This is a genomic window from Streptomyces sp. NBC_00385 (genome assembly GCF_035917155.1).
In the GTDB taxonomy this organism is placed as follows: domain Bacteria; phylum Actinomycetota; class Actinomycetes; order Streptomycetales; family Streptomycetaceae; genus Streptomyces; species Streptomyces poriferorum.
The window spans coordinates 400,191-425,936 of the sequence record NZ_CP107951.1 but is presented as its reverse complement, the minus strand read 5'-3'; the positions used below and the strand labels follow the sequence as shown (position 1 = coordinate 425,936).

22 protein-coding genes are annotated in these 25,746 nt (G+C 71.8%); 10 read left to right on the top strand and 12 right to left on the bottom strand.

Going from position 1 to position 25,746, the window contains the following annotated elements:
• Positions 1–369: 369 nt before the first annotated feature.
• The 9 genes from OG959_RS01925 to OG959_RS01885 all read right to left on the bottom strand — a co-directional run bounded on the left by OG959_RS01925 (position 370) and on the right by OG959_RS01885 (position 12,326).
• Positions 370–1,428 (bottom strand): serine hydrolase domain-containing protein, encoded by a 1,059-nt coding sequence (locus tag OG959_RS01925; protein ID WP_442805526.1) that lies wholly within the window; start codon positions 1,426–1,428, stop codon positions 370–372.
• On the bottom strand, positions 1,425–2,348 hold the full coding sequence (locus OG959_RS01920; protein WP_326656217.1) for a DUF6895 family protein: 924 nt from the start codon (positions 2,346–2,348) through the stop codon (positions 1,425–1,427). Before OG959_RS01920 ends, OG959_RS01925 begins: the two co-directional genes overlap by 4 nt.
• A gap of 43 nt (positions 2,349–2,391) precedes the next feature.
• Positions 2,392–3,420, bottom strand: a complete 1,029-nt coding sequence (locus OG959_RS01915; RefSeq protein WP_326656216.1) for a DUF6895 family protein — start codon at positions 3,418–3,420, stop codon at positions 2,392–2,394.
• Positions 3,417–4,109: a hypothetical protein gene (locus tag OG959_RS01910; RefSeq protein ID WP_326656215.1), complete on the bottom strand. Its 693-nt coding sequence runs from the start codon at positions 4,107–4,109 to the stop codon at positions 3,417–3,419. Before OG959_RS01910 ends, OG959_RS01915 begins: the two co-directional genes overlap by 4 nt.
• A gap of 10 nt (positions 4,110–4,119) precedes the next feature.
• Positions 4,120–4,296 carry a hypothetical protein gene (locus OG959_RS01905; protein ID WP_187285003.1) on the bottom strand — a complete coding sequence of 59 codons (177 nt, stop codon included), beginning with the start codon at positions 4,294–4,296 and terminating at the stop codon, positions 4,120–4,122.
• Positions 4,297–4,676: 380 nt separating this feature from the next.
• On the bottom strand, positions 4,677–8,036 hold the full coding sequence (locus OG959_RS01900) for a S8 family serine peptidase (RefSeq protein ID WP_326656214.1): 3,360 nt from the start codon (positions 8,034–8,036) through the stop codon (positions 4,677–4,679).
• A complete protein-coding gene (locus OG959_RS01895; protein ID WP_326656213.1) occupies positions 8,033–8,173 on the bottom strand; it encodes a hypothetical protein in 141 nt (46 codons plus the stop codon). Before OG959_RS01895 ends, OG959_RS01900 begins: the two co-directional genes overlap by 4 nt.
• Positions 8,174–8,262: 89 nt before the next feature.
• Entirely contained in the window at positions 8,263–11,220 is a 2,958-nt protein-coding gene (locus OG959_RS01890) for an ATP-binding protein (protein ID WP_326656212.1), read from the bottom strand.
• A gap of 167 nt (positions 11,221–11,387) precedes the next feature.
• A complete protein-coding gene (locus tag OG959_RS01885; protein WP_326656211.1) occupies positions 11,388–12,326 on the bottom strand; it encodes an LLM class F420-dependent oxidoreductase in 939 nt (312 codons plus the stop codon).
• 205 nt (positions 12,327–12,531) lie between these two features.
• Between OG959_RS01885 and OG959_RS01880 the strand changes: the two genes are divergently transcribed.
• Positions 12,532–13,977, top strand: a complete 1,446-nt coding sequence (locus OG959_RS01880) for a glyceraldehyde-3-phosphate dehydrogenase (protein WP_326656210.1) — start codon at positions 12,532–12,534, stop codon at positions 13,975–13,977.
• 71 nt (positions 13,978–14,048) lie between these two features.
• Here the strand turns inward: OG959_RS01880 and fusA are convergent, their stop codons facing one another.
• The 3 genes from fusA to OG959_RS01865 form a co-directional block, all read right to left on the bottom strand.
• Positions 14,049–16,124 carry an elongation factor G gene (gene fusA / locus OG959_RS01875; protein ID WP_326656209.1) on the bottom strand — a complete coding sequence of 692 codons (2,076 nt, stop codon included), beginning with the start codon at positions 16,122–16,124 and terminating at the stop codon, positions 14,049–14,051.
• A 393-nt stretch (positions 16,125–16,517) separates the two neighbouring features.
• Positions 16,518–16,820 carry a hypothetical protein gene (locus OG959_RS01870; RefSeq protein WP_326656208.1) on the bottom strand — a complete coding sequence of 101 codons (303 nt, stop codon included), beginning with the start codon at positions 16,818–16,820 and terminating at the stop codon, positions 16,518–16,520.
• 110 nt (positions 16,821–16,930) lie between these two features.
• Positions 16,931–17,824: a DUF2510 domain-containing protein gene (locus tag OG959_RS01865; protein WP_326656207.1), complete on the bottom strand. Its 894-nt coding sequence runs from the start codon at positions 17,822–17,824 to the stop codon at positions 16,931–16,933.
• Between the two features lie 165 nt (positions 17,825–17,989).
• On the opposite strand from OG959_RS01865, the gene OG959_RS01860 reads away from it, so the two are divergent.
• From OG959_RS01860 to OG959_RS01820, 9 genes are all read left to right on the top strand, one after another.
• The gene (locus tag OG959_RS01860) at positions 17,990–18,442 is read left to right on the top strand and encodes a cytochrome P450 (protein ID WP_326656206.1); all 453 of its coding nucleotides are present in this window, start codon (positions 17,990–17,992) and stop codon (positions 18,440–18,442) included.
• A 146-nt stretch (positions 18,443–18,588) separates the two neighbouring features.
• Positions 18,589–19,368 carry a crotonase/enoyl-CoA hydratase family protein gene (locus OG959_RS01855; protein WP_326656205.1) on the top strand — a complete coding sequence of 260 codons (780 nt, stop codon included), beginning with the start codon at positions 18,589–18,591 and terminating at the stop codon, positions 19,366–19,368.
• Between the two features lie 295 nt (positions 19,369–19,663).
• A complete protein-coding gene (locus tag OG959_RS01850) occupies positions 19,664–20,086 on the top strand; it encodes a nuclear transport factor 2 family protein (RefSeq protein WP_326656204.1) in 423 nt (140 codons plus the stop codon).
• A 9-nt stretch (positions 20,087–20,095) separates the two neighbouring features.
• Positions 20,096–21,139: a S66 family peptidase gene (locus tag OG959_RS01845; RefSeq protein WP_326656203.1), complete on the top strand. Its 1,044-nt coding sequence runs from the start codon at positions 20,096–20,098 to the stop codon at positions 21,137–21,139.
• 112 nt (positions 21,140–21,251) lie between these two features.
• Positions 21,252–22,010 carry a FadR/GntR family transcriptional regulator gene (locus OG959_RS01840; protein ID WP_326656202.1) on the top strand — a complete coding sequence of 253 codons (759 nt, stop codon included), beginning with the start codon at positions 21,252–21,254 and terminating at the stop codon, positions 22,008–22,010.
• A gap of 159 nt (positions 22,011–22,169) precedes the next feature.
• Positions 22,170–22,550, top strand: coding sequence for a hypothetical protein (locus OG959_RS01835; RefSeq protein WP_326656201.1), 381 nt, complete (start codon positions 22,170–22,172; stop codon positions 22,548–22,550).
• Between the two features lie 211 nt (positions 22,551–22,761).
• Positions 22,762–23,529, top strand: a complete 768-nt coding sequence (locus OG959_RS01830; protein ID WP_326656200.1) for a (Fe-S)-binding protein — start codon at positions 22,762–22,764, stop codon at positions 23,527–23,529.
• A complete protein-coding gene (locus tag OG959_RS01825; RefSeq protein WP_326656199.1) occupies positions 23,526–25,067 on the top strand; it encodes a LutB/LldF family L-lactate oxidation iron-sulfur protein in 1,542 nt (513 codons plus the stop codon). The genes OG959_RS01830 and OG959_RS01825 overlap by 4 nt, the downstream gene beginning before the upstream one ends.
• Entirely contained in the window at positions 25,064–25,696 is a 633-nt protein-coding gene (locus OG959_RS01820) for a LutC/YkgG family protein (protein WP_326656198.1), read from the top strand. Before OG959_RS01825 ends, OG959_RS01820 begins: the two co-directional genes overlap by 4 nt.
• The last annotated feature ends 50 nt before the right edge of the window (positions 25,697–25,746 follow it).

The following is a 25,746-nucleotide window of genomic DNA, read 5'->3' as shown; positions in this document are numbered from 1 at the left end:
AGCGCTCGGTCGGGCAGGTTGCCGGAGTCATGGCGTCGGTGGTGGAGGCCAGACGTCCGGCAGGGGCGTAGGTGTTGGCAGCGTGGTCAGGTCGTGCACGTCCTGGACCCCCACGGGCTGAACCCACCAGCACCCTCACCTACGACGGTGACGACCGCGTCCTGCTGTCCGGGGACCCGTTGGGGACCACACGGCGGGCGCGACAGCGCACGGCGGACGCTCGGATACACCACCCGCACCCGGCTGGGAGTCAAGGCGTCGCAGGTTCAAATCCTGTCGTCCCGCCGGGAGACAGGCGTAGGCCAAGGGCCGGTTTCGGAGAAATCCGAAACCGGCCCTTGGCCTTTTTCAGGAACCGGCGCCCGACGGTCAGAGCTTCTCCGTCAGCAACTCGTGAACCGTCGCGACGAACGGGTCCGTCCTGTGCACCCGCCGCGTACACATCGCCGCCAGCGCCGTACCGGTGTCCGGGCGGAAGCCGAGGAACATCTGCTGGCCGAGCGTGGCTCCCGCGTGGAAGCAGACCGGACCGCGCGCTGACGGATGGCGGAACCAGGTGAGCGTGTGCGTATGGGCGTGCCCCAGCCCGCGCCGCAGCAGCGGGCGCCGTACGTCCGAGAACGCGGCGGCCGGCGGACGCGTGGGCGACGCCGTTGCCGGGAGGTGCGCTTCCAGGAACGTGAGCAGATCCGAGGGCGTCGCCCGGACGGCTCCGGCGGCGTCGAAGCCGCCGGTGTCCAGCGCGGGCAGCGGCCGTCCGTCGCGCCGGTGCCCCACGGCGTCGCCCGCCCCGGGGCTCGGGCGCAGCCGCGTGTCGTGCAGGCCGAGCGGGTCCAGCACCTCCGTGCGGAGCAGCGACTCCCAGGGCGTACCGGTGGCGGCGGCCAGGGTGTGGCCGAGTACGGAGACCGCGAAGTTCGAGTAGTGCCAGCGGGTGCCCGGCCGGTGGCGCGGGCGGGCACGGAGGAAGGCCCGGACGACGCGGTCGGCCGGGTAGCGACTGTACGGCGCGGTGGACCACCGGGGCAGTGCCTGCGGGTAGAAGTCGGCCGGCAGCGCGGGAAGCCCCGAGGTGTGGGTGATCAGATGGCGCAGGGTGATGGCGCGTACGGAGGGATGCACGGGGTGGCCGGGGGCCAGCAGTTCGGCCGCCGGGTCCTCGTACCGCAGCCGGCCCGCCGCGACGAGGGCGGCCAGGAGAAGCCCGGTGAAGGGCTTGGAAGCGGAACCGAGCTCGTAGCGCGGCGCCTCGTCCGGTCGGATGCCTGCGCCGAGCCGGTAGGTGCGCCGGCCCCGGTGGCTGAGCGCGATCACGAGGTCGGGCGCGTCGATGGTCCGGGCGGCATCGGCCAGCAGCCGCGCCCTCTCGCCGTCGCCCCGGTGGACGGGGCCGGTGCTCGCGGGACGGATTTCGTGCGGGGCAGTCACGCGGGGGCCGGGGCGGCGAGGTCCGAGAGGGCGCGGGACAGGGCCAGCGCCGAAGCGAACGCGGCCACCAGCGTGGGGTGGTAGACGAGGTCGAAGACGGACTCCTCGTCACCTTCCGGCATGCCGCCCATCACCGGCATCGCTCCGTCCGGCTGCTGGGCCGCGGCGAACCCCGCCCAGGCCGCCGGGTCGAGGGTCGGCTCCGGGAGACAGGCGTCGACGACGAGCAGTTCGCCCAGCAGGTCCCAGCGCCCGAGGTCGAGCCAGTCGTCGAGCCACACCGGAAGCCAGAGGGCGAGGTAGTCCGCCACGTCGGCGGGCAGCCCGGCCGGATCGGCGCCCCAGTCGGTCAGATGGAAGACGGTGTGGGTGATGTCGTAACCGATATTGCCCTCGACGGTCCAGGGCTCGGGCCGCCGCGACAGCCAGGTGCGCCGGTACGCCTCGTCGGCCGGCATGCTCGGCTCCAGGCCGAACCGGCGTTCCATGGCGCTGAGTCCGAGCCGGCGCACCGGGACGACCTCCAGCGCACCCCAGCTCTTCAGCCGGTGGTTGAGGCGGACAGCCGCTTCCAGGGACGGCTCCCGGAACCCCAGCTCGCGGAACGGTACGTAGACCTCCATCGGCACGGGACACAGCGGTTCGCGCCGCTGACCGTCGAGCAGCCGGCTGCCCGAGCCCAGGAGTTCGTGCCAGGCGTGGTCCAGGAGCTTGCGCGCCAGCGCCGCCTGCTGGGAGCCGGCGACCCCTTCCCGGAAGATGACCTTGCTGATGAGCGCCAGTTCGCCGAGCGGCTTGAACCGGTCCAGGACCCCCACCTCGGGAGGCGGGTCGTCGTCCAGCCGGAACCCTGCCCGGTGCTCGTACAGCCATCCCAGGGCCCGCGCGCCCACGTCATGGATCTGCTGGATGCCGCTCATGCGGCAACTCCCTTCGTACGGCTGGTGCGGAGGCAGGTGCGGCTCATACGGCGGCCCCGGCGTCCGTTGCGGCGGCATCCGCCCGGTGCGCGGTGAGCCGCTTGAGGGACAGCGCGGCGGCGAACGCGGTCACCAGGGTGGAGTGGTAGCAGGCGAGGAAGGGGTACGGATCCGGGTCCGCACCGCCCGATGAGGCGGCCTGTGCCGTCTCGGCCGGGGAGGCGGTGGGCCCCGTCTCCGGTACGGCACCGCTCGGGGCCTGTGCGGTGGCGAGTGCGGGCCAGGCCGCGTCCAGCAGGTCCGTGGGCGGCGGCCCCGGCAGGGCCGCGGCGACCGCGAGCAGTTCGCCGGTCAGGTCCCACTGCCGGCTCTCCAGACAGCCGTCGATCCAGGGCGGCAGCCAGGCCCGCAGATAGGCGTCGATGTCGGCGGGCATCCGCTCGGGCACACAGCACCAGTCCGTGATGTGGAAAACGGTGTGGGTCAGCGCGTAGCCGGAAGGCCCTTCGAACATCCACGGCTCCGACAGCCCGCCCAGCCACGTGCGCGCGAGCACGTCGTCGGCGTCGGTGTGCGGGGCGGCGCCGACGCGCCGCTCCGAGTTGATGAGTCCCAGCTCCCGGTTGGCGTGCTGCTCGGTGTGCGCCCAGCCCCTGGTCGCACAGAGCGTCCCGGCCAGCCGCTCGAAGCCCTCGTTGCGCAGTCCGTATCCGGCGAAGGCCGCGTAGATCTCGTACGGGTACGCGGCGAAGGGTTCGCCGCGCAGCAGTTCCAGCAGCAGGTCGCCGGCGCGCACCTGGTCCCACGCGAACGTGATGAGGTCTCCGGCCGTCCCGTGTTCCGGAGTGTGCGGGGCGGTGCTGCGGCTGATCGTGGTGCAGAGCTGGGCCAGCTCGCCGAGGGGTTTGAGCGTGCGGTTGACCTCCGTGTGCGGCTCCAGTACATCCGCGGGAAGCACGAAGCCGGCCCGGTGGGCGTCGGCCCAGCCGAGCGACCGCCGCAGCACGCCGGGCAGGACGGACAGCGCCGCGCCCGCCGTACCGCCGGGGGCGGTGGCCACCGGTGCCGTCACCGCGCCCGCCCCTCGGCCATCAGGCGGGCGGCCCGTACGTGCAGTGCGACCCGGGGATCCGTGCCGCCCATGAGCTCGACGAAGTCGAGTCCGCGGTCCAGGCCCAGGCTGTCGGGCCGGCCGTCCAGCGCGGCCAGCCAGCGTCCGGCGCCCGCCGCCTGGAGCCAGTTGCGCCGTCGCACCGCGCGGACGAACCCGCGGGACAGGTCCACGACCCGGTGGGCGGCGGCCCGGTGCACGGCCGACGAGGCGGCGGGCACGGCGAGCGGGGCCAGTACGGAGAGCTGATGGGTGAAGGCCTGCCAGGGGGCCCCTTCGAGCCAGGCCGCATTCGGTTCGTCGGCGCCCGGTGCGGTCGGCGACGCGGTCCGGTGCAGGGCGGACATCATGCCCCAATGACTCCAGACCGCGGCGTCGGAGGCATCGGGCCGGGGCGGGAACTCCCGCACGGCACGGTGGAGTACGGCGAGGTCCCCGGGATGCGGATGATGCCCGTGCAGCACACTGGGCAGTAGCAGATCGGCTCCGATGACGCGTACCGCGGCGATTCCCGTCCGGTTGTCCTCGTCGATTCCTGCCGCGCCGCAAACCGTGGCGAGGTGGTCCCCGCTCCGAAGAGCGAGGACCACCTCTGTTGCCAGGTCATGCACGGCACCCGCGAGGGGGGACGGAGCATGTGACTGGTCCATGTGCTACCGACTAGCCCTTCTTCGGGCGGGGGGTCGGCGGCGAGAGCAGCAGCGCGGAGCCGCCTCCGAGGAGGGCGAGATACGCGCACTCGCGGGAGTCGCGGTAGAAGCCTTCGGCCTCGCCCGGGTTGAGCGCCTCGTCGAGGTCGAGCTCGATGTCGGTGGCAGTGGATTCTGTCGTGTACATGGGTGTTGCCCCGTCCTGTGGGAAATGGGGTTGCCGTACGTTCCGAGTGGAATGCACGGAATGCGAACCCGCAAATCAGATGGGGCGGCCAGGGAATTTCCGCATTTAATTGAATGATGAATTCGCGGGGGTCGCATGAGGGCCCTGACCTGGTGTTATGCGTATTGCGTTCACCGGACGGGGGGTGGTGCGCGGGGCGCATTCAGCGTGTCAGGACGTGCACCCGGGCGTTCGGCCGCCGTGCTGTCGGAGTGACGGCGTTGGAAACTTCGACGCTCACGCGGGCGACCGTGCGGGGCCCCGACGCCGTGTCAGAGGGCGGAAGGGCCACGCGCGAGCCCGGACAACCGGGTTCGCGCGCGGCGCCTCCTGTGGAGCCGTCAGCCGGTGGCCGGGTGCCCCGGCCCCGTGAAGTCGACCTCGGCTTCGTTGGAGCAGTGCGGGCTGCCGGCATCGCAGAGCCGGTACGTGTACGTCGGGCGGCCCCGGACGGCCATCCGGTCGGTGTACCGGCCGGTGTTCGGCACGGTGGCGACCACCTTGCCGTCGCGGACGACCTCGACCTTGTCCGTGGTCGCACCGTCCCAGGTCAGGGCCGCCGAGCGCACGCCCCAGGCCAGGCTGCCGGAGGCCTTCATCTCGTACCGCGCACCGGTCCGGACCTTGACCACCTGTCCCGGGAGGGACATCGTGCCGAAGTAGGAGTAGTCGCCTCGGGGGTCGATGACACCCGAGATCAGGGCGTCGTCGCCGGTGTTCAGGGTGGTGTATCCATCGCCCTCGAACCGCTCCAGGTCGATGTTGACCACCCGGCCCGGCAGGGACAGGGTGCCGAAGGACGCGTACCGCCCGGCCGGGTCGAGCACGGCGGAGAAGAACGGTCCGCCGCCCGGCGGACTGATCGTCCCCGCGTGCTCGAAGGACGCGAGGTCGACCCGGGCCACCTTGCCGCCGCCGCTTCCCTCACCGGTGCCGAAGTAGGCGTATCCGTCGGCCGGGTCGATCACTGCCGAGCGCAGATAGGCCTGCCCCTGCGGCAGGGCGATCGATCCCGTCTCCTTCATGGCACCGAGGTCGATCCGCACCACACGGCCCTGCGGATAGGTCAGCGTCCCGAAGTAGGCGAACGCGCCCCGGGAGTCGATGACACCGCTGCTGAGGAAGTCCTCGCCGGCGGGGAGCGTGACCGCGTCGACGCGGGTGAAGCTCTCCAGGTCGACCTTCACCACCCGGCCCGGGTTGGTGCCGGTGCCGAAGTAGGCGTACCTGCCGGTCGGGTCGATCACCGCCGAGCGCAGGTTGTCCTCGCCCGGGCCGAGCGCGAGGATCCTGTCCATGGTGAACGTCGCGAGATCGACCCGCACCACGCGCCCGGGAGTGGCCGCCACGGCGAAATAGGCGTACTTCCCCGCCGGGTCCATGACCGCGGCCTGCATGAGCTTCTGACCGATGCCCACCGAGAGGGTGCCGACGCGCTTGAAGGTCTTCAGATCGACCTTGGCGATGTAGCCGGGCAGCGGATCCTGCGCGTTGGAGGTGCCGAAGTAGGCGTACCGCCCCTCCGGGTCGATGACCGCGGTGTCCATGTTGCGCTCCACGCCGCGCATGCGCAGCGCGTCTGTTCGCGCGGGAATGACGGCTCCGTTGCCGCTCACCGTCACCTTGCGGCGTTCGTACGTCGCGCTGTCGAGCAGCGAGACGGTGCCCTGCTGGTCCCCCTTCGCGGTCGGCCGGAAGGAGATCTCGACGGTGCAGTGCTCCTTCCTGTCCAGTGTGAACGGCGCGAAGCCGCAGGAGCCGGCCTCGTGGACGAAGGCGCCGTCGTGGTCGGTGACCGACCACACGGTGACGGGACGGCTGCCGTTGCTGGTCAGGGTGACGGTGATGGGGCCGCCGGTCGTGCCGATCGGGACCGTCCCGAACGACGTCCGGTCGACGGCCATGTCCAGGACCCTGCCCTTACGGGCCGGGAGCGCGAGGTCGGCCGTCGCCGTGTTCCCCTCGACGACGTCGACAGCCGTCGTCCTCGTGTCGTACGCGGGGGCCGAGGCCGACACGGTGTAGCCGCCCACCGACGCAGGCATGCTGTAGCGGCCCTCCGCGTCGGTCGTGCGTGCCAGCCCCACCGGGCCGCCCTCGCCGTCCCGGAGGCCGACGGTGACGTCCGCGAGCGGCTCGCCGTTCGCCGCGTCGGTGACCACACCGTTGACGGTGCCGGTCGCGCCCCGAGGAGCCTTCGCCACAGCGGCGTAGGCGTCCAGGCGCCCCTGGCCGTACACGTTGTTGTCGCCGGCCGTGCCGCCGCAGGAGACGTCGGCGGCATCGACGGCGGTCCCGTCGAGCAGCCGACGGGTCTCGTCGATGTCGCGCGCGACCGACGGAGCGGCGGACCACAGGAGTGCGATGGCGCCGGCCACGTGCGGTGCGGCCATCGAGGTGCCGCTCCCCACGGCGTACTTGCCGCCGGGGTACGTGGAGCGGACGGCCACACCGGGCGCCGAGACGTCCGGCTTGACCAGGTCGTCGTCGAACGCCGACGGGCCGCGGCTGGAGAACGAGGCGGCGTTCCCGTCCGGGTCGAAGGCGCCCACACCGTAACTCTCCGGCATGTTCGCCGGGTTGGCGTCCGTTCCGCAGGTCGGCCCCTCGTTGCCGTTGGAGAAGACCGGGAAGATGCCGGCGGCGACCCACGCCTTGACCGTTTGCTGGAACCAGGGGTCGTTGCCCACGTCCGCGCTGCCCCAGGAGTTGTTGATGACGTGCGGGCGCAGTTCGGGGCGCGGGTTCTTGCCGTACACGTCGGTCGGAGCCAGCATGAACTGGCCACTGGCCAGCAGCGATTTCTGCGTACAGCTGCTGAATTCACAGCCCTTGGCGGAGATCCACCGGGCCTTCGGGGCGACGCCGACATGGTCGCCGGGGCCGCCGTCGCCGACCATCGTGCCGATCGTGTGGGTGCCGTGTCCCACGTTGTCGCAGGGCACGCGCTCGATCACACCGCACACCCGGGCGGCGTCGAACCAGTTGTAGTCGTGGGTGAACGTGCCGTCGCCGTTGTTGCCGCGGTACTGCTTCACCAGCGCCGGGTGGTCGAACTGCGCCCCCGAGTCGATGCTGCCGACGACGATCCCCTCGCCCGCGGCGCCGAATTCCTGCCACACCTTCGGGGCGCCGATCCGGTCCACACCCCATTCCACGTCGTCGACCGTCGGTTCGGCGGCGGTGACGGACATCTCCGGCAGGGCGTAGGTGCGGTCGGCTGCGACACGGTCGACACCCGGAAGATTCGTGATCCGCTGGAGCAGGGCGGAATCCCCGGTCACCTCAACGGTGTTGGCGAGCCAGAAGGAGGTGTACGTGTAGGCGTGCCCGGCGCCGGACCGGTTCGCGTTCGCGTCCCTGAGCACGTCGACCAGTCCGGCCTGGCTCGTGCGCGCGGTCTCCCGCAGTCTGTCGCGTACCTCGCGCCCCTGACGGGCCCGGTCCTTGATTCTCGCGGCGCCGTCCAGGTCGGCCCGGTCCTTGAAGTAGACCCAGAACGTCGACGTGCCCTCGTCGGCCAGGTCCTGGGTGACCTTGCGCTCGACGGAGGGACCGGGTCCCCGGGAGGGCGGGGCCGGTGCGGCCGAAGCCAGGGCCGGGAGGCCGGCTGCCGCCAGCCCGGCGGCCAGGAGGAGCGCCCAGGCCCGCGGCACAGTGGTGCGCCGGGCGCCGGTTCTCTTGCTTGACGGGGATTTCACAGCGGTTCGAACCCTTCCTCGTACGATTCGTGGTCGCGGTCCTGGCCCTCGTGCTCATCGGTGGAGGGCAACAACGGGGCATCCAACGAAGGCTGTTGGCCATCGGTGGCGGGGTCGACGGGGTGCGGACTGTTCATGACCGCTCAGCCTCATGGCGCCGTGTGCGGCGCGCGAGTGTGCAGATGACCCAATCAATGGGCGGAGGCGCGGCCCGGCAGTGCGGCGCTCAGTGCGCCGTTCCGTCGGAGTCGCTCTCCGCGGCGAGGAGACCGGCCTCCACCGCGGTCATGGCCGCGGCGGTCCGCGTCGTGACGCGCAACTTCCGCATGGCCGACTCCAGATGGCGGCCCACCGTCCGGGGCGACAGGAACAGTGCCTCGGCGGCTTCACGGTTGGTCAGGCCCCGTGCCACCAGGGCCAGCACCTCGCGCTCCCGCGGTGACAGCGCGTCGCCGTAGCCGCGCCGGCCGCGCCGCCAGGGGCGGACGACGTCCTCGCCCTGTTTGCGCAGGACGCGGGCGATCCGGTCACCGTCGCGAGCCGCACCCAGCACCGTCAGCCTCGTCCGGACATCGCGCAGAACGCCGAGCCCGTCACCGCGCCGCCCGTCCGCGAGGAGGCAGCGGCCGACGCCTTCGAGGGCGAGCAGTTCGTCGTACGGGCGGGGGATGCCGGCCCAGACCGCCGCCGCCGCACGGTACAGCTCAGCCGCCCCGGCGAGGTCCCGGTCGTGCTCGGCCAGAACCGCCCCGCAGAGGTGGACCGCACCGGCGGCCACGGGTGCGAGCGACGGCTCGACGGCCCGGGTGAAGACCGCGACGAGCGCCTCGGCGTCCGCGCGGCGGCCCGAGCGCGCCAACGCCTCGACGTGCACCGGCGCGAGGTCGGCGAACCAGAGCCACACCCCTTTGGCCGCAACCGCCTCCGCGGCGGGTGCGGTGACGTCGAGCGCCCGCTGCGCATCGCCGTCCTGGAGCGCCCGACGGCCGAGGAAGGCGCCCGGCAGCAGTGCCACCGGTTCGGCGATTCCGAGGGCGTTCAGCCGCCGGGCCACCGTGCGCAGTTCCGTCTCGTCGTCCGGACCCGGTTCGGTCGCCCCGCGGACCAGGCCGGCGAGGAGCCGGGCCACCAGTGCGTCGTGCACCTCGGTCGTCTCCGCGTCCGCCAGCCGGCGCATCGCCGGGGCGAGGCCGTCCCAGGCGCCGGTGTGCCAGTCGAGGGTGGCCTCGATGAGCCGTGACCCCTCGGCGACCCGGTGGTGCTCGGCGTCGGGGATCAGGGCGGCCGCCGCACGCAGCAGGTCCCGGGTCTCCTCGTACCGGCCCCACGGCAGCGCGGCGGCCGCCACGTTGAGCAGGCCTGTGGCGTGCACGCTCATGTCGCGCGGGCCCGTATGTTCGGGACGGTGCAGCGCGCCAGTCGAGGCCCACGCCGACGCGTCGCCGAGCAGCAGGAGCGTCGCGGCCCGGGCCGTACCGACGGCGACGCGCAGGTGCGTCGAGTCGGCACGGGCCGCATGCTCCTCGGCGCGCCGCAGCCAACCGAGGTGACGGGCCGCCGGCCAGCCGGGCACCACGGGCATGGCGAGGCTGCACATGGTGATCCCGGCGAGGTCAGGGCGGTGGCCGAGGTCGGGGACGGTCGCCTCGAGTTCGGTGAAGGCGGCCCGTCGTCGCCCCGCACGCCACAGCACCCGGCCGAGCAGGAGCCGTAGTTCGCCCCCGTCGGCCCGGCCGACGCGCGGGTCGGCGATGACCCGGTGGATCTCCTCGACCGCCTTGTCGACGATGTCGCCGAGCGCGGCACCGCCGTAGAACACGGCCTCACCGAGCTTCGCGGCGAGCCGCCGGCGCCGCTCGGCGGCCTCATGAACGGCATCGGCGCCGGTAGCGGTGTCCCTGTCGGTGTCGAGGAGCTGGAGCAGCACTCCCACCGCGTTGCGGTCGTCGCCGGACTCCAGGGCGACGTCCGCGCCGGCCTCCGCGTACCGGCACCAGGCGTCCAGGTCGCCGGCCTCACGGCTGTGGTGGGCGAGGCGTTCGAGCGCGTCCGGGGCCCGGCGCGTCCAGGCGTCCGCCGCGCGGGCGTGCAGGAGCCGACGGCGCGAGACGGGCATCGACTCGCCGACCGCCTGGGCGTCGAGGCCGTGCCGGAAGGCGAACCGCCCGGCCCCGCTCTCCTGAAGCAGACCGGCCGACAGCGCCACCGCGAGCCCCTCGCCGGCCTCGGCGCGCGAGATCCCGGCGACCTCGGCGAGCATCGCCGCGTCGGCCGGTACGCCGAGCACGGCAGCCGTCTCCAGCAGACGACGGCCCACGCCCGGGATCCTGGTCAGCCGTTCGAGGACCGAGTCGCGTACGGTGGCCGGCACTTCGAGGTCGCCCAGGACCCGGCGGATCCATCGCCCCCCGCGGCGGACCACGTCGCGCCGGTCCGCCAGCAGCCGGACACATTCCTCCACCGCGAGCGGGACCCCGTCCGTACGCTCCCGGAGGAACGCGGCAAAGTCCGCCGAGACCTCCTCGCCGTCGAACATCGATCCAACGAGCTGACCGGTCTCCCGCACGGAGAGCGGGCCCAGGGAGATCCGTACAAGGCGCATCCCCACCGGGGACCGCGAGGTGAGCCGCAGCAGGGGTGGTGCCTCGGCGACCTCGGCCGGACGGTAGGTGACGACGAGCGACCGGCTGCCTCCACCGGACGCCACGAGGGTGAGGAGCAGCTCCAGGGTGGAGGTGTCCGCCCAGTGGGCGTCCTCGAGGACCAGGACGTCCACGGCGAGCCGGTCCAGCAGCTCGCCGATTGCGCGGAACAGACGGTGCCGGGTCGCCCCCGCGGTCTCCAGCGGATCGAGCGACGGCGGGAGCAGCCGGGCCCACTCGGGGAACAGCGGCCTCAGTGCACCGGCCATGGGACTGAGCCCGTCGGGAACCCGGTCCGGGCTCAGCCGGCGGATGCCGTCGACGACCGGACCGAGCGGAAACGGCTCGGACAGCGCCGGTGCGGTGCACCAGAGCACGGTCAGGCCGGCGGCTTCTTCGAGGACGTGACGCACCAGACGGCTCTTCCCGATGCCGGGTTCGCCCTCCACGACGACGAGGGCCGGGCCGGCTCCGACCGCATCGCCGAGGGCGGCCGTCTCCGCCTCGCGGCCGACGAACTCAGGACCGACACCGACCGTCACGCAGCTTCCCCCTCACCGCCTCGCCCCGAGCCCGACGACCACAGCGGCGATCATGGCAGAGGTTCCGGACGGCGGGACAGTGCCCCGGACGGCCGGGGGGCCCGGGCGTACCGCCCGGGACGGACGATCCGGACCATGTCCGCCGGCGGTGGCCGGATACGGGGAGCTCAGTGGCCTTCGCGGCCGCCCGCCAGCTCCCCGAGGAGCTCCCACGTCCGGTGCCGGTCCGCCTCCCCGGCCAGATCCGTCCCCGCGAACACCACCTCGGTCGCCCCGGCGTCCCGGTAGCGTCGCACCTCGGCGGCCACCGTCTTCTCGTCGCCGATCACGGCCACGTCACCGGCCCGTCGGACGCCCGAGAGCTCGACGGCCCGCGCGTACGAGGGGAACTGTTCGTAGAACGCGAGCTGTTCGGTGGCCGTCCGGCGTGCGGCGTCGGGGGAGGCGGTGACGACGCCGTGGACCAGGGCCACGATCCGGGGCGCGGGGCGGCCCGCCGCCTCGGCGGCGGCGGTGACCGCCGGGACGATGTGCTCGGCGAGGGCCCGGGGCCCCGCGAGGTACGGGAGGATGCCGTCCGCGAGCTCGCCGCTGACCCGGAGCGCCTGCGGGCCCATCGCGGCCACGAGGAGGGGGACGCCGCCCTCCGCCCCGGGCACGCGCGCCGGGAGCGGGGTGCTCGCGGTGAGCAGCTCGCCGTGGAAGTCGGCGTTGCCGGTCTCGGTGAGCTGTCGCAGTGCGGTGAGGAACTCGCGCAGACGGGCGATGGGGCGCTCGTAGGGGATGCCGAAGGCCGCCTCGGTCAGCGGTTTCGTACCGAGTGCGAGCCCGAGGTGGTAGCGGCCGTGTGTGGCGGCCTGTGCGGTCTGGGCCTGGCCGGAGACGAGCAGCGGGTGGCGTCCGAAGACCGGGATCGCCGACGTGCCCACCTGCAGCTCCGGTACCTCGCGCCCCACGATCGCCGCGAGCTGCGGGGAGTCGGCACCGAAGGTCTGCCCGAACCAGGCTGACCGCAGCCCCGCGGCCGCGGCCTCCCGGGCGAGACGCACGGTGGCATCGATCTGGTTGTCGGATCCGGACGCGCTGAGTGCTACTCCCACTGTCATATGAGGGAGAACCAGGGGCAGTTGGACGCACATTCCGATTCCCGTATGACGACTTCGTGTCCCCTGCGTGAACGCGTTCGAGCCCCGGCCGGCGCCTCGTACCGGGTGGTTCCACGTCGCTCCACGGCGCCGGGCGGCACCGTTTGGAAGATCAAAAGAGCGACGGGTTACCATATGAGCGCCGCCTAGCTCGAAAGATAAACCTGTGACTGTCAATGACGACTCGTTCACCAACTGGATGCACCGCGAGGAGATCGCGGAGTCGATGATCCCGATCATCGGGAAGCTGCACCGCGAGAGGGACGTCACCGTCCTTCTGCACAGCCGCTCCCTGGTGAACAAGTCGGTGGTGAGCATCCTCAAGACCCACCGATTCGCCCGGCAGATCGACGGCGAGGAGCTCTCGGTCACCGAGACCCTGCCGTTCCTCCAGGCCCTCACCACACTCGATCTCGGCCCCTCCCAGATCGACATCGGCATGCTCGCCGCGACGTACAAGGCCGATGACCGGGGCCTTTCCGAGGCCGAGTTCACCGCCGGTGCCGTCGCCGGCGCCACGGGGGCCAACAAGATCGAGCGCCGCGAGTCGCGCGATGTCGTGCTGTACGGCTTCGGCCGCATCGGCCGGCTGCTGGCCCGGCTGCTCATCGAGAAGGCCGGCTCCGGCAACGGTCTGCGGCTGCGCGCCATCGTCGTCCGCAAGGGTGCGGGCCAGGACATCGTGAAGCGTGCCTCCCTGCTGCGCCGCGACTCGATCCACGGCCAGTTCCAGGGCACGATCACCGTCGACGAGGCGAACAGCAAGATCATCGCCAATGGCAACGAGATCCAGGTCATCTACTCCGACGACCCGACGTCGGTGGACTACACGGCGTACGGCATCAACGACGCCATCCTGATCGACAACACCGGCAAGTGGCGCGACCGCGAGGGCCTGTCGAACCACCTGCGCCCGGGCATCGACAAGGTCGTCCTGACCGCGCCGGGCAAGGGCGACGTCCTCAACATCGTGCACGGCGTCAACCACGACATGATCAAGCCGGACGAGCAGATCATCTCCTGCGCCTCGTGCACCACCAACGCGATCGTCCCGCCGCTCAAGGCGATGGCGGACGAGTACGGGGTCCTGCGCGGGCACGTGGAGACCATCCACTCGTTCACCAACGATCAGAACCTGCTGGACAATTACCACAACTCCGACCGCCGCGGCCGCTCCGCGCCGCTCAACATGGTGATCACCGAGACCGGCGCCGCCTCCGCCGTCGCCAAGGCGCTCCCCGACCTCGAAGCGACGATCACGGGCAGCTCCATCCGGGTGCCGGTGCCGGACGTCTCCATCGCCATCCTCAGCCTGAAGCTCGGCCGCGAGACCACCCGCGAGGAGGTCCTCGACCACCTCCGTGACGTGTCGCTGACCTCGCCGCTGAAGCGCCAGATCGACTTCACGACCGCTCCCGACGCGGTGTCGAGCGACTTCATCGGCTCACGTCACGCCTCCATCGTCGACGCAGGACCCACCCAGGTCGACGGCGACAACGCGATCCTCTACCTCTGGTACGACAACGAGTTCGGCTACTCCTGCCAGGTCATCCGGGTCGTGCAGCACGTCTCCGGGGTGGAGTACCCGACGTACCCCGTACCGGTTCACTGATCCCGGTGCTTCCCTGACGGCACGACGGCCGGTCCCACCCGCGTCGACGGGTGGGACCGGCCTCGTGCGCGTCAGCCGGAGACCGGTGCCGGCGCGTAGCCGGTGGCCCGGGTGGTGAACGTGCCCCGGCCCTGCGTCCGGCTGCGCAGCCGCGTCGCGTAGCCGAACAGCTCGGCCAGCGGCACGGTCGCCGTGATCACCGCCGCACCGGCCCGTGCGGTGGAGCCGGACACCCGGCCGCGCCGCGAGGCCAGATCACCGAGCACGCCGCCGACGGCCTCGTCGGGCACCGTCGCCGTGAGCTCGACCACCGGCTCCAGCAGCACCATCGCGCTGGAACGCAGCGCCTCGCGCAACGCGAACCGTCCTGCGGTACGGAATGCCATCTCCGAGGAGTCCTTCGGGTGGGTCGCCCCATCGGTCAGCGTCACCCGCAACCCCGTCACCGGATGCCCGCCGACGGGCCCCTCCAGCAGGGCGTCACGGCAGCCGGCCTCGACCGCCCGCACGTACTCCTGCGGAACCCGTCCGCCGACGACCGCCGAACGGAACACGAACTCCACCGCGCCCGCGCTGCCGCCGGTCTCGTCCTCCCACGGCTCGACGTCGATGACCACATGGGCGAACTGCCCGGCTCCGCCGTCCTGTTTGACGTGCCGGTAGACCAGCCCGGACACCCCACGGATGACCGTCTCCCGGTACGCGACCTGCGGCCGGCCGACCCGGACCTCCAGCCCGTGGGCGCGGCGGATCTTCTCCGCTGCCACCTCCAGATGCAGTTCGCCCATGCCCGAGAGCACCGTCTGACCCGTCTCGGAGTCCGTCCGTACCGCGAGCGAAGGATCCTCCTCGACCAGCCGTACGAGCGCCGCCATCAGCCGTTCCGTATCGGTGCTCCGACTCGCCTCAACGGCCACCGACACGACCGGATCGGCCACCGTCGGCGGCTCCAGGACGAGCGGGGCGTCCGGTGCGCACAGGGTGGCACCGGCCCGGGCGGCCTTGGGGCCTATGACCGCGACGATGTCCCCGGCCACCGCCGTGCCGACGTCGACATGGCGGTCCGCCTGGACCCGCAGGATCCGGCCGACGCGTTCGCTGCGCCGCGCACCGGCGTCCAGCACCGTCTCCCCCTTCCTGATCGTTCCCGAGTACACCCGCAGATAGGTCAGCCGGCCTGTCGCTGTCGCGTTGACCTTGAACGCGAGCGCGGCGAACGGTGCGTCCGGATCGGCCGCCCGCTCCTGCACCGCCTCGCCGAGCGTGCCCCGTACGGGCGGCACGTCCAACGGGGAGGGCAGATACGCCACGACGGCCTCCAGCAGCGGTTCGACCCCGCGGTTGCGGTAGGCGGAACCGCACAGCACCACGACTCCCTCGCCGGTACGGGTCAGCTCGCGCAGCGCAGCGGCCAGTGTCCGCCCGGAGAGCTCCGAGCGGGCGCAGAACTCCTCCAGCGCGCCCGGGTGGAGCTCCGCCACCGTCTCCTCGAGGATTCGCCGGCGGCGCTGCGCCTCGTCCCGGAGCTCATCGGGCACGTCCCCTTCCTCGTACGTGCCACTGCCGTCCGCCCAGACGAGCGCCCGCATGCGGAGCAGATCCACCACTCCGGTGAACCCGTCCTCTTGCCCGATCGGCAGCTGGACCACCAGCGGAATCACGTGCAGCCGCTCGCGGATCGAGGCGACCGCCGTGTCGAGGTCCGCGCCGGCCCGGTCGAGCTTGTTGACGAACGCGATACGCGGCACGGCGTGCCGGTCGGCCTGGCGCCACACGGACTCGCTCTGCGGTTCCACGCCCGCGACCGCGTCGAACACGGCGATCGCACCGTCCAGTACCCGCAGCGAACGCTCGACCTCGTCGGCGAAGTCGACGTGCCCCGGGGTGTCGATCAGGTTGATCCGGTGGCCCGCCCAGGCGCAGCTCACGGCGGCGGCGAAGATGGTGATGCCGCGGTCGCGTTCCTGGGAGTCGAAGTCGGTGATGGTCGTGCCGTCGTGAACCTCACCGCGCTTGTGGGTGGTTCCGGTCGCGTAGAGGATCCGCTCGGTGACGGTGGTCTTGCCGGCGTCGACGTGGGCGAGGATGCCCAGATTGCGAACGGTGGCGAGTGCGCTGGTGTGTTGACGGTGCAGTTCGGTACGCACGGTCCGTGGCCTTTCGGGTGATCCGGAAGAAGACGGCGCGATGCCCGGACGAAGCGGCCCGCACAGGGGTGCCGCGGAACCCTTCCCGTCCACGTCACGACGCGCAGGGACGGTCCGTCAAGAAGAGGACAGGGCTCAGGTGTTCGTCAGGGTGTCCGGGGCCGGCCGCGCAGCCGGCGCCGGGCGGAGGTAGACACCAGGATCACCTCGTACCGCGACAGGGGAACGACGACAGCGGTGCGGTAGCGCACGGCAGGTCTCCCCTCGATGGTCACGGCGCGCGCCGCGACGGAGTGCCGCGCGCGATTGCGTGGTGAGTCTAGGGAACGGGGCGTGGGTGGGGGAACCGGTTTTCGCGCCCCCGACGACGCAGCCGCCGACCGCGCCTTCGGGCTACCGGCCGGGCTGAGCGAGACCGCGGACCGCGCCCGCCGCTCGGTGCACACCGCGCCGGGCCCGGGGAGTCAGCGTCCCGCACCGGCGCAGCGCGCTCCTGCCGCAGCCGCGCCACTCGGCGGGGGAGACGCCCGGGCCGTGGCCGGTGCGGGTGATCAGCGCGTTCACGGGGCTCATGGGGTCCAGCGCCATGGTGCGGGCCAGCAGGACGCCGATCACCAGCGGGGCGAAGGTGACGGCCAGTGCGGTGCCGGTGCTGGTCACCTGCTGGATGCGGGGGCGCGGTGCGTCGGGAGCCATGACCCCATTCCAGCAACGGCCGGGTGGTGCGGGATCGGGTGACGTACTCAGAGCACACGGCCCGGGTACTCACCCGGGCCGTGCGGGGGCGGCCGGCGCAGCGCGCGCCCCTATGCGTTGGTGCCCGGGCCGGAACCCGTGCCCGAGGCGGCCTTGATGCCCTTGGTGATGGTGTCCAGCACGGAGAGGCCGGGGGCCTTGGGATTGATGTCGAAGCCGGAGCGGACGACGATCAGCAGGTCCGGGGACTGGGGGGACGGGAACGCCAGGGATTCGACGTAGCCGTCGTCGCCGGTCTTCGTGACCACCTTCCAGCGCACCCGGTAACCCTGCTGACCGGCCACCGTGACCGCCTCGGACTTCAGCTGCTCGTGCGAGGTGATGCCGCCGTAGATCTTCTCGCCGTACGATCCCTCGGCGTTGGCCGCGATGTCCTTCTCGGCCGTGGCCTTCGCGGTCTTGGTGGTCAGCTTCAGCGCGGCGGCCGGTACGGAGAACACTCCGCCGCGCACGCACTTCTCCCCGGTGTCGCCGGGGCAGGCGTACGTACCGGTGGTCACTCCGGCCCCCATGCCCGACTCGCCCGTCCAGCCGTCGGGGACCGGGATGCTGATGCCGCTGGCCATGTCCGTCGCGTAGCCGTCCTCGGTCTGAGGCTGCTGCTGCTCGGGGGACTGCTCGCCGCCGCCGTTGCCGCCGCTGCCGCCCGGTGCGCCGGGCTGACGGCTGGGGGCCGGGGACGGGGAGGCGGACGGGGCCGTCGCGGAGTTGCCGGCCGTACCGGAATCGTCGTTCAGCAGGTACACGCCGCCGCCGATGGCCGCGAGGACCACCACGGCCGCGGTGATGCCGGCGCCGATGCGTATGCGCCGGCTGCGGAGGGCGGCCGGCGGGACCCGGAGCTGATCGGTCCACTGAGTGCCGTCCCACCAGCGTTCCTGGATGGGGCCAAATCCTGTGTACCCGGGGTCTGGATGCCAGCCGGGCGGGCTCGTCTGCGTCACGGCAGCCACCGTAGTCGGACTGCGTGAGAATCCTATGAACCGGATGGAGCCATGCCGTCCGACATGTGGGGCATGGGCGGGCTTGGGGCGCTTCCTGTGATCGATATCTTCAGCATTTTGCTCGTTCACATTGCTAGCAATGCATGGTCATGAGCATGCTTGTACGTGGTCACCACGCGTGTGCGCACATCGCTCAGCGTGGCCGGTGGCCCCGAAGCGCCGATCCGCCGATCCGCCCGCCCCGCGTGCTGCCCGCGCTACGCGGTCGAGGACATCGACCTCTGTGACGTCGTGATCAAGAAGGGCGACGCGATCCTCCTCGCCTTCGGCGCCGCGGGCCGCGACCCCGCCGTCCACGGGGACAGCGCCTGTGAGTTCGACGCCGGCCGGGAGTCCACGGACCACCTGGCCTTCGGGCACGGCGTCCACTTCTGCCTGGGCGCGCCGCTGGGCCGGATGGAGGCCGACATCGCGCTCCGGGCGCTCTTCGGCGCCTTCCCGGACCTGGCCCTCGCCGTGCCCGAGAGCGCACTCGTACCGCAGGCCTCCTTCATCGCCCACGGCTACCAGCAGCTGCCGGTGATCCTGCGGCCCGCAGAGGTCGCGGCCGCGGTCTGACCCATGCCCGGCGCGGACCGTGCCCTGGAGGGGCGCGGGTGCGACCGGCGCCTGCTGTGCCCCTTCCCGTACGGTTCGCGGGAGCGGGGCACGGCGGGGGTGCGGTCCTCCGCCGGACCCGACCGGAACCCGTGGGAAGGCGAACGATGAGCGAGAGTCCCGCCGTACGGATCGAGCGCGACGGCCCCGTGTTCACGGTGGTCCTGTCCCGGCCCGGCGTCCGCAACGCGGTCGACGGCCCGGCCGCACGCCAACTCGCCGATGCCTTCCGCACGTTCGACGCCGAGCCCGATGCTGCCGTCGCGGTGCTGTGGGGTGAGGGCGGCACGTTCTGCGCGGGCGCCGATCTCAAGTCGGTCGGTACCGGACGCGGCAACACCGTCGCCGCCGACGGGGACGGCCCGATGGGCCCCACCCGGATGCGGCTCGGCAAACCCGTCATCGCGGCGGTCGCCGGGCATGCCGTGGCCGGCGGCCTGGAGCTGGCCGCCTGGTGCGACCTGCGGGTCGCCGAACAGGACGCGGTCTTCGGGGTCTTCTGCCGCCGATGGGGTGTGCCGCTGGTGGACGGCGGCACGGTGAGGCTGCCGCGCCTCATCGGGGAGAGCCGGGCCATGGACATGATCCTGACCGGCCGGCCCGTCCCGGCCGAGGAGGCGTACGCGATGGGGCTCGTCAACCGGCTCGTCCCGACGGGCGAGTCCCGGCGGGCCGCCGAGCAACTCGCCCGCGAGATCGCCGCGTTCCCGCAGCTCTGTCTGCGCCACGACCGGCTCTCAGCGCGCGGACAGCACGGCCTGAACGAGCCCGACGCACTGGCCGTGGAGTACCGCCACGGTCTGGTGCCGCTGACGGCGGGGGAGACTCAGGCGGGCGCCGACCGGTTCAGCGGCGGAGCAGGCCGGCACGGCACCTTCGGCGACTGACACCGCACGACGGCGCGTGAAAGGTCCCGCCGGTCCCGCGCTCGTGCGCCGGGGTGCGGGGTCCGTGCACGGCCGACGGTCTTGGCCTAAGGGCTGTCCCGCAATTCCTGGCGGGCGCGCGACGACAGCTACGGCACCTCTCCCCCGTAGCCTCAACGGCACGGGGGGACCCCCTCCGTTGTCGAAACGCCCGAATACATCCAGTATGCGGGCGCCTCTCCGCCTTGCGATGCACCGCATCTGACGCCGCGCGCTGATCCACCAGGAATTGCGGGACAGCCCTTAGGGTCCACGCATGAACGCAAGCGATGAGGAGGAACGGTCCGTGCGGGCCGCCGTCGAGGGCGAACTGAGGCTGCTCGATCCGGACGTGCGCGCCTCGCCCGACGAGGTCACCGCACTCCTCGACCCCGAGTTCACCGAGTTCGGCGCCTCGGGGCGGCGCTACGACAGGACGTCGATCCTGGCCGTCACCTCCGCCGTCGACGAGAGCGCCTCCGAGCCGAGTGCCGTCACCGGGATGTCCGGTGTGCTGCTGGCGCCGGGCCTGGTCCATCTGACGTACACCTCGGAGAGGAACGGCGGGCGATTCAGGCGCAGTTCCCTCTGGCGCCGGTCGGATTCCGGCTGGCGGATGTACTTCCATCAGGGCACTCCGGCCGGCCCGTCGCAGCCCAGCGGCGAATATCCGGCGGACACCCCGAGGGCGGCTGACTAGGCTCAACGGATGACGGAATCCCGCTACCCCTCCAAGCCCCGGCCCGGCGACCGCGTCGCCGTGCTGTCCCCCTCGTCCGGTCTCCCCGGCATCCTCCCGCTGCCGTACGAGCTGGGGCTGAGCAGGCTCCGCGACGACTTCGGGCTGGAGCCCGTGGAGTATCCGGCGACCCGGAAGATGGGCTCCACCGCGCAGGAGCGTGCCGCCGACATCCACGCGGCCTTCGCCGACCCGACGATCAAGGCCGTCATCGCCAGCATCGGCGGGGACGACCAGATCACCGTGCTGCCGCATCTGGACCGTGAACTGCTGCGTGCCCACCCCAAGCCGTTCTTCGGCTACAGCGACAACACCAACCTGCTGGCGTTCCTCGACCGCCTCGGCATCGTCGGCTACCACGGCGGATCCGTGATGGTCGAGCTCGGACGCCCGGGCGCCATGCACCCCCTGACGGCCGCGTCGCTGCGGGCGGCGCTCTTCACCCATGGCGACCACGAACTGACGCCCGCGAAGGAGACCGGGAGCGTCAACGGCCGGTGGGAGGACCCGCACACCTTCGACCACGAGCCCGGCCTGCTGCCCGCCGAGGACTGGATCTGGCACCACGCCGACAGGGTGGTCGAGGGCGCGGGCTGGGGCGGCAACCTGGAGATCCTCTCCTGGCTGCTCATGGCCGACCGGGAGATCCGCCCGGCGGCCGAGTACGAGGGCCGGGTGCTGTTCCTCGAAACCTCCGAGGAGATGATCAGTGCCGACGAGGTGTACCGGATCCTGCGGAACATGGGGGAGCGCGGACTCCTGCGCCGGTTCCCCGCGCTGCTGATGGCCCGGGCCAAGAACTGGTCCTTCGAGCAGCCCCTCGACGACGCCGCCGGGAAGCGGTACCGCGAACAGCAGCGCGAGGCCGTGCTGCGGGCCCTGAAGGAGTACGCCCCCGACACGATGGCCGTCCTCGACGTCGACTGCGGCCACACGGACCCGCAGCTGATCATCCCGTACGGCGGACGGATACGGGTGGACGGCGTCGCCCGCCGGATCGTGGTGACGTACTAGAACCCTCCGCCCTTTTTCTGGTCCGACCACATACCATGTGTGACATAGTGGGAGATTCGGAAGAGGACGAGGCCGGCAACGGAACGGCTCCGGCCGGGGCAGGGGGTGGCGGATGCCCGTCGAATGGCAGCCCGTACGGCAGTCGCGGACGCATGAACTGGTGCTCCAGAGCATCGAGGAGCAGGTCTTCGCCGGAAAGCTCAGGGCCGGCGACCGGCTGCCGCCCGAGCGCGAACTCGCCCCGGTCTTCGGGGTCAGCCGCTCCGCCCTGCGCGAGGCGCTCCGCGTCCTGGAGACCATCGGCGTACTGGTCGCGCAGCCCGGCCGGGGACCCGACTCGGGAGCCCGGATCGTGCGCAAACCGGACGACGCGCTCGGGCGGCTGCTGCGCCTGCACTTCGCCCTCGGCAGCTACAGCCTGCACGACGTGATGGAGGCCCGGGTCGCCTTGGAGCGCGCCAGTTTCGCCGCCGCCGCGACGCACGCTTTCGAGGAGGATCTGGACGAGGCGGGCGCGTTGGTCCACCGGATGTCGCAGCCGGGCATCCTGCCGGAGGAGTTCAACGAACTCGACACCCGGTTCCACGTCAAGGTGGCCAGCAGCTCCGGCAACGCGCTCACCTCGACGCTGACCGCGGCGGTCCGGGAATCGGTACGTCCCCTCATCCTGCGGGCTCTCGAAGAGGTCGACGACTGGCCGGCCACCCAGGCGCACCTCAACCGTCAGCATGCCGAGATGCTGAGGCTGGTGCGGCTCGACCAGGGTGACGAGGCGGCCGACCTCGCGGAGCTCCACATCCGCGGCTTCCACGGCACGCTGGTCGACGAGGACCGGACCGGCGGCGACGACGCGGACGGCGCCACCGCGTAGGAGAGGCCATGGCCGGCATCGGTCGGCTCCAAGGCCGTCCGGGCCGATACGACAGGACCGCCGAGTCCTGTAAAGCGGCGGTCACCCTCGCATCACTCCGCTGCGGGCGTGACATCCGACGGCCGAACCTCAGGTGCCGATGGCCGAACCTCAGGCGCTTTGTCGGGTCCGCCGTCGCCTGACCAGTTCCCAGAGCGTGGCGCGGCATTCTGCCAGGCGCCGGTCGCCGATCCGGTCGGCCCACTCGCGGTCTACCGGCGCGAGGCGAACGTGCTGGGCGCTGCCGGATTCGGTGCCGTCTACTTCGTGATCGGAATCGCGATCCTCGGGCGATGGCCCGGCGCGCTCCGCCTCGCGGTCGTGCTCCCCGCGATCGGCGGTCTGCTCGGCGCCCACCGCTTCTTCTGCCTCCACACGAACCCCTTCGGCGTGTGGCGCGTCGCCCTCGACCTGATCATCCTGCCGCCGGCCGTGACCCTCCTGGCCCGCCGGCGCGCAGAGCCCGCCGGAGCCCCTTCCGGCTCACCCGCCAGTCTCTGAAGCGCCTCCCGGGAGCCCACGGAGCGGCGGGCCGCCGGACGAGTGGCGCCGGTCGTCGAACCTGCCACTGGCGACCGTGAGTTCGTGGAGCGGAGGGCCGCCACGACGATCGGCATTGCGGACTGCCGGAAGGGCCTTTGGGCGCGCGCCTCTCCCTTAATCGGACCGAGGGTAGTATGGTCGGACCACAATTGCCGATCGGGGAGGCCCCATGCGCATCGGACTCTTCGCCACCTGTCTGGGAGACACGCTCTTTCCGGAGGCGGTGAAATCCACGGCGGTGCTGCTGGCGCGCCTGGGGCACGACGTGGTGTTCCCGCCGGGCCAGACGTGCTGCGGACAGATGCACGTCAACACCGGCTATCAGCGTGAACCCGTCCCGCTGGTGCGCAACTTCGCCGAGCAGTTCGGCGACGCCTCGATCGACGCGGTCGTCATGCCGTCCGGATCGTGCGCCGGTTCCGTCCGCCACCAGCACGAGATCATCGCCGAGCGCTACGGCGACGCGGCGCTGCGCTCGGGCGTCGCCACGGTGAAGGCCAAGACATACGAGCTCTCCGAGTTCCTGGTCGACGTGCTGGACGCCACCGACGTCGGCGCGTACTTCCCGCACCGCGTCACGTACCACCCCACCTGTCATTCCCTGCGGATGCTGCGCGTCGGTGACAAGCCGCTGCGGCTGCTGCGGGCCGTCGACTCGATCGACCTGACCGAGCTGCCCGAGGCCGACGCCTGCTGCGGATTCGGCGGCACGTTCGCCGTGAAGAACGCCGACACGTCGACGGCGATGCTCCAGGACAAGATGCGCAACATCGCCACCACCGGCGCCGCGGTGTGCACCGCCGGCGACTCGTCCTGTCTGATGCACATCGGCGGCGGGCTCTCCCGGATCAGGTCCGGCACCCGCACCCTGCACCTGGCCCAGATCCTCTCCTCCACCCGCACCGCGCCGCACGTCCTGACGGAGGCCGCCCGATGAGCAGCACCTTTCTCGGCATGCCCGCGACCCCGCCCCGCTCCCCGTACGGAACGGGCCATCTGCGCGGCGACCGGAAGTTCCCCGCGGCGGCGCACGACGACCTGGGCAACGAACAGCTGCGCCGCAACCTGGGCAAGGCCACCCACACCATCCGCGCCAAACGCCTCCACGTCACCGGCGAGCTGCCCGACTGGGAGGAGCTGCGCGACGCGGGATCGGCCATCAAGACCGACACCATGAACCGGCTCCCCGAGCTCCTGGAGGAGCTGGAGCGCAAGGTCACCGAACGCGGCGGCACCGTCCACTGGGCGCGGGACGGCGGCGAGGCCAACGAGATCGTCGCGCGGCTGATCAAGGAGACCGGCAGCAAGGAGGTCATCAAGGTCAAGTCGATGGCCACACAGGAGATCGGCCTCAACGAGCACCTCGAATCGATCGGCATCACCCCGTACGAGACGGACCTCGCCGAGCTCATCGTGCAGCTCGCCCACGACAAGCCCTCGCACATCCTGGTGCCCGCCATCCACCGCAACCGCGACGAGATCCGGGAGATCTTCCTCAAGGAGATCCCGGGCGTGGACCCGTCCCTGGACAACGTCCCCGCGCACCTGGCCGCCGCGGCACGCGCCTATCTGCGCGAGAAGTTCATGACGACGAAGGTCGCCGTGTCCGGAGCCAACTTCGGCATCGCCGAGACCGGCACCCTGTCCGTCGTCGAGTCGGAGGGCAACGGACGCATGTGCCTGACCCTGCCCGACACCCTGATCACCGTCATGGGCATCGAGAAGGTGCTGCCGCGCTATCAGGACCTGGAGGTCTTCCTCCAACTCCTGCCCCGTTCCTCCACGGGGGAGCGGATGAACCCGTACACGTCGATGTGGACCGGAGTCACCCCCGGCGACGGCCCGCAGACCTTCCATCTGGTGCTGCTCGACAACGGACGCACCGCCGCCCTCGCCGACCGGATCGGCCGTGAGGCACTCAACTGCATCCGCTGCTCGGCCTGTCTCAACGTCTGCCCGGTGTACGAACGCGCGGGCGGCCACGCCTACGGATCGACGTACCCCGGACCGATCGGCGCCGTGCTCACCCCGCAGCTCGCCGGCATGCACGCGGCCAAGGACGACCCGAACAGCTCGCTGCCCTTCGCCTCCAGCCTGTGCGGCGCCTGCTTCGACGCCTGCCCGGTCAAGATCGACATTCCGTCGCTGCTGGTCGAGCTGCGCCACCAGCACACCGAGCAGTCCGGCACCACGGCCGAGAAGCTCGCCATGAAGGCGGCGGCCGGGGTGATGAAGAGCCCGAAGCTGTTCACGGCCGCGCAGAAGGCGTCCGGGCTGGGCCGCGTCATCGCCGGAAGGGACGGGAAGATCTCGCATCTGCCCCCGCCCTTCAACGGCTGGAGCGACAGCCGCGACACGCCTGCCCCGCCCAAGGAGACCTTCCGCTCCTGGCTGGCATCGGCCGAGGGAGCCGCGACCATGCGGGCCGCCGCCGACGCGTACACACAGAACCGGCAGCAGGAGGAGGAGAAGTGACGACCGCTCGCGAAACGGTGCTCGGCCGCGTCCGGGACGCCCTGGCCCTGGCACCCGCCGCCGACACCACGGTCCCGCGCGCCTACCGCACCGGGCGCACCCTCCCCGGCGAGGAATGCCTGGCGCTGTTCACCGACCGGCTCCTCGACTACAAGGCCCAGGTCCACCCCTGCACCGCCGACCGCACGGCCGAGGTCGTCGCCGAGGTGCTGAGGGAGCGCGGAGCCCGCCGGATCGGCGTGCCCGCAGGCCTCGACCCGCAGTGGCTCACCGCCTACGACGGTGAGGTCCAGCAGGACTCCGTCGACATCCCCGCACCGCGCCTCGACTCGCTGGACGGCGTCGTCACGGCCTCGGCGGTGAGCTGCGCCGAGACCGGCACGATCTTCCTGGACGGTTCGCCCGACCAGGGGCGGCGGGCCTTGTCCCTGGTGCCCGACCTGCATGTCTGCGTCGTCGACCTGTCCACCGTGGAGGTGGGCGTACCCGAGGCGGTGGCCCGGCTGGTGCCGGAGCGGCCGACGACGCTGATCAGCGGACCCTCGGCCACGTCCGACATCGAACTCGAGCGGGTCGAGGGCGTGCACGGACCGCGCACCCTCGCGGTCGTGATCCGCACGGACGTGTGACGGGACGGGGGTGCGCCGCAGGAACGCGCGCACCCCCGTCCCGCCACCGG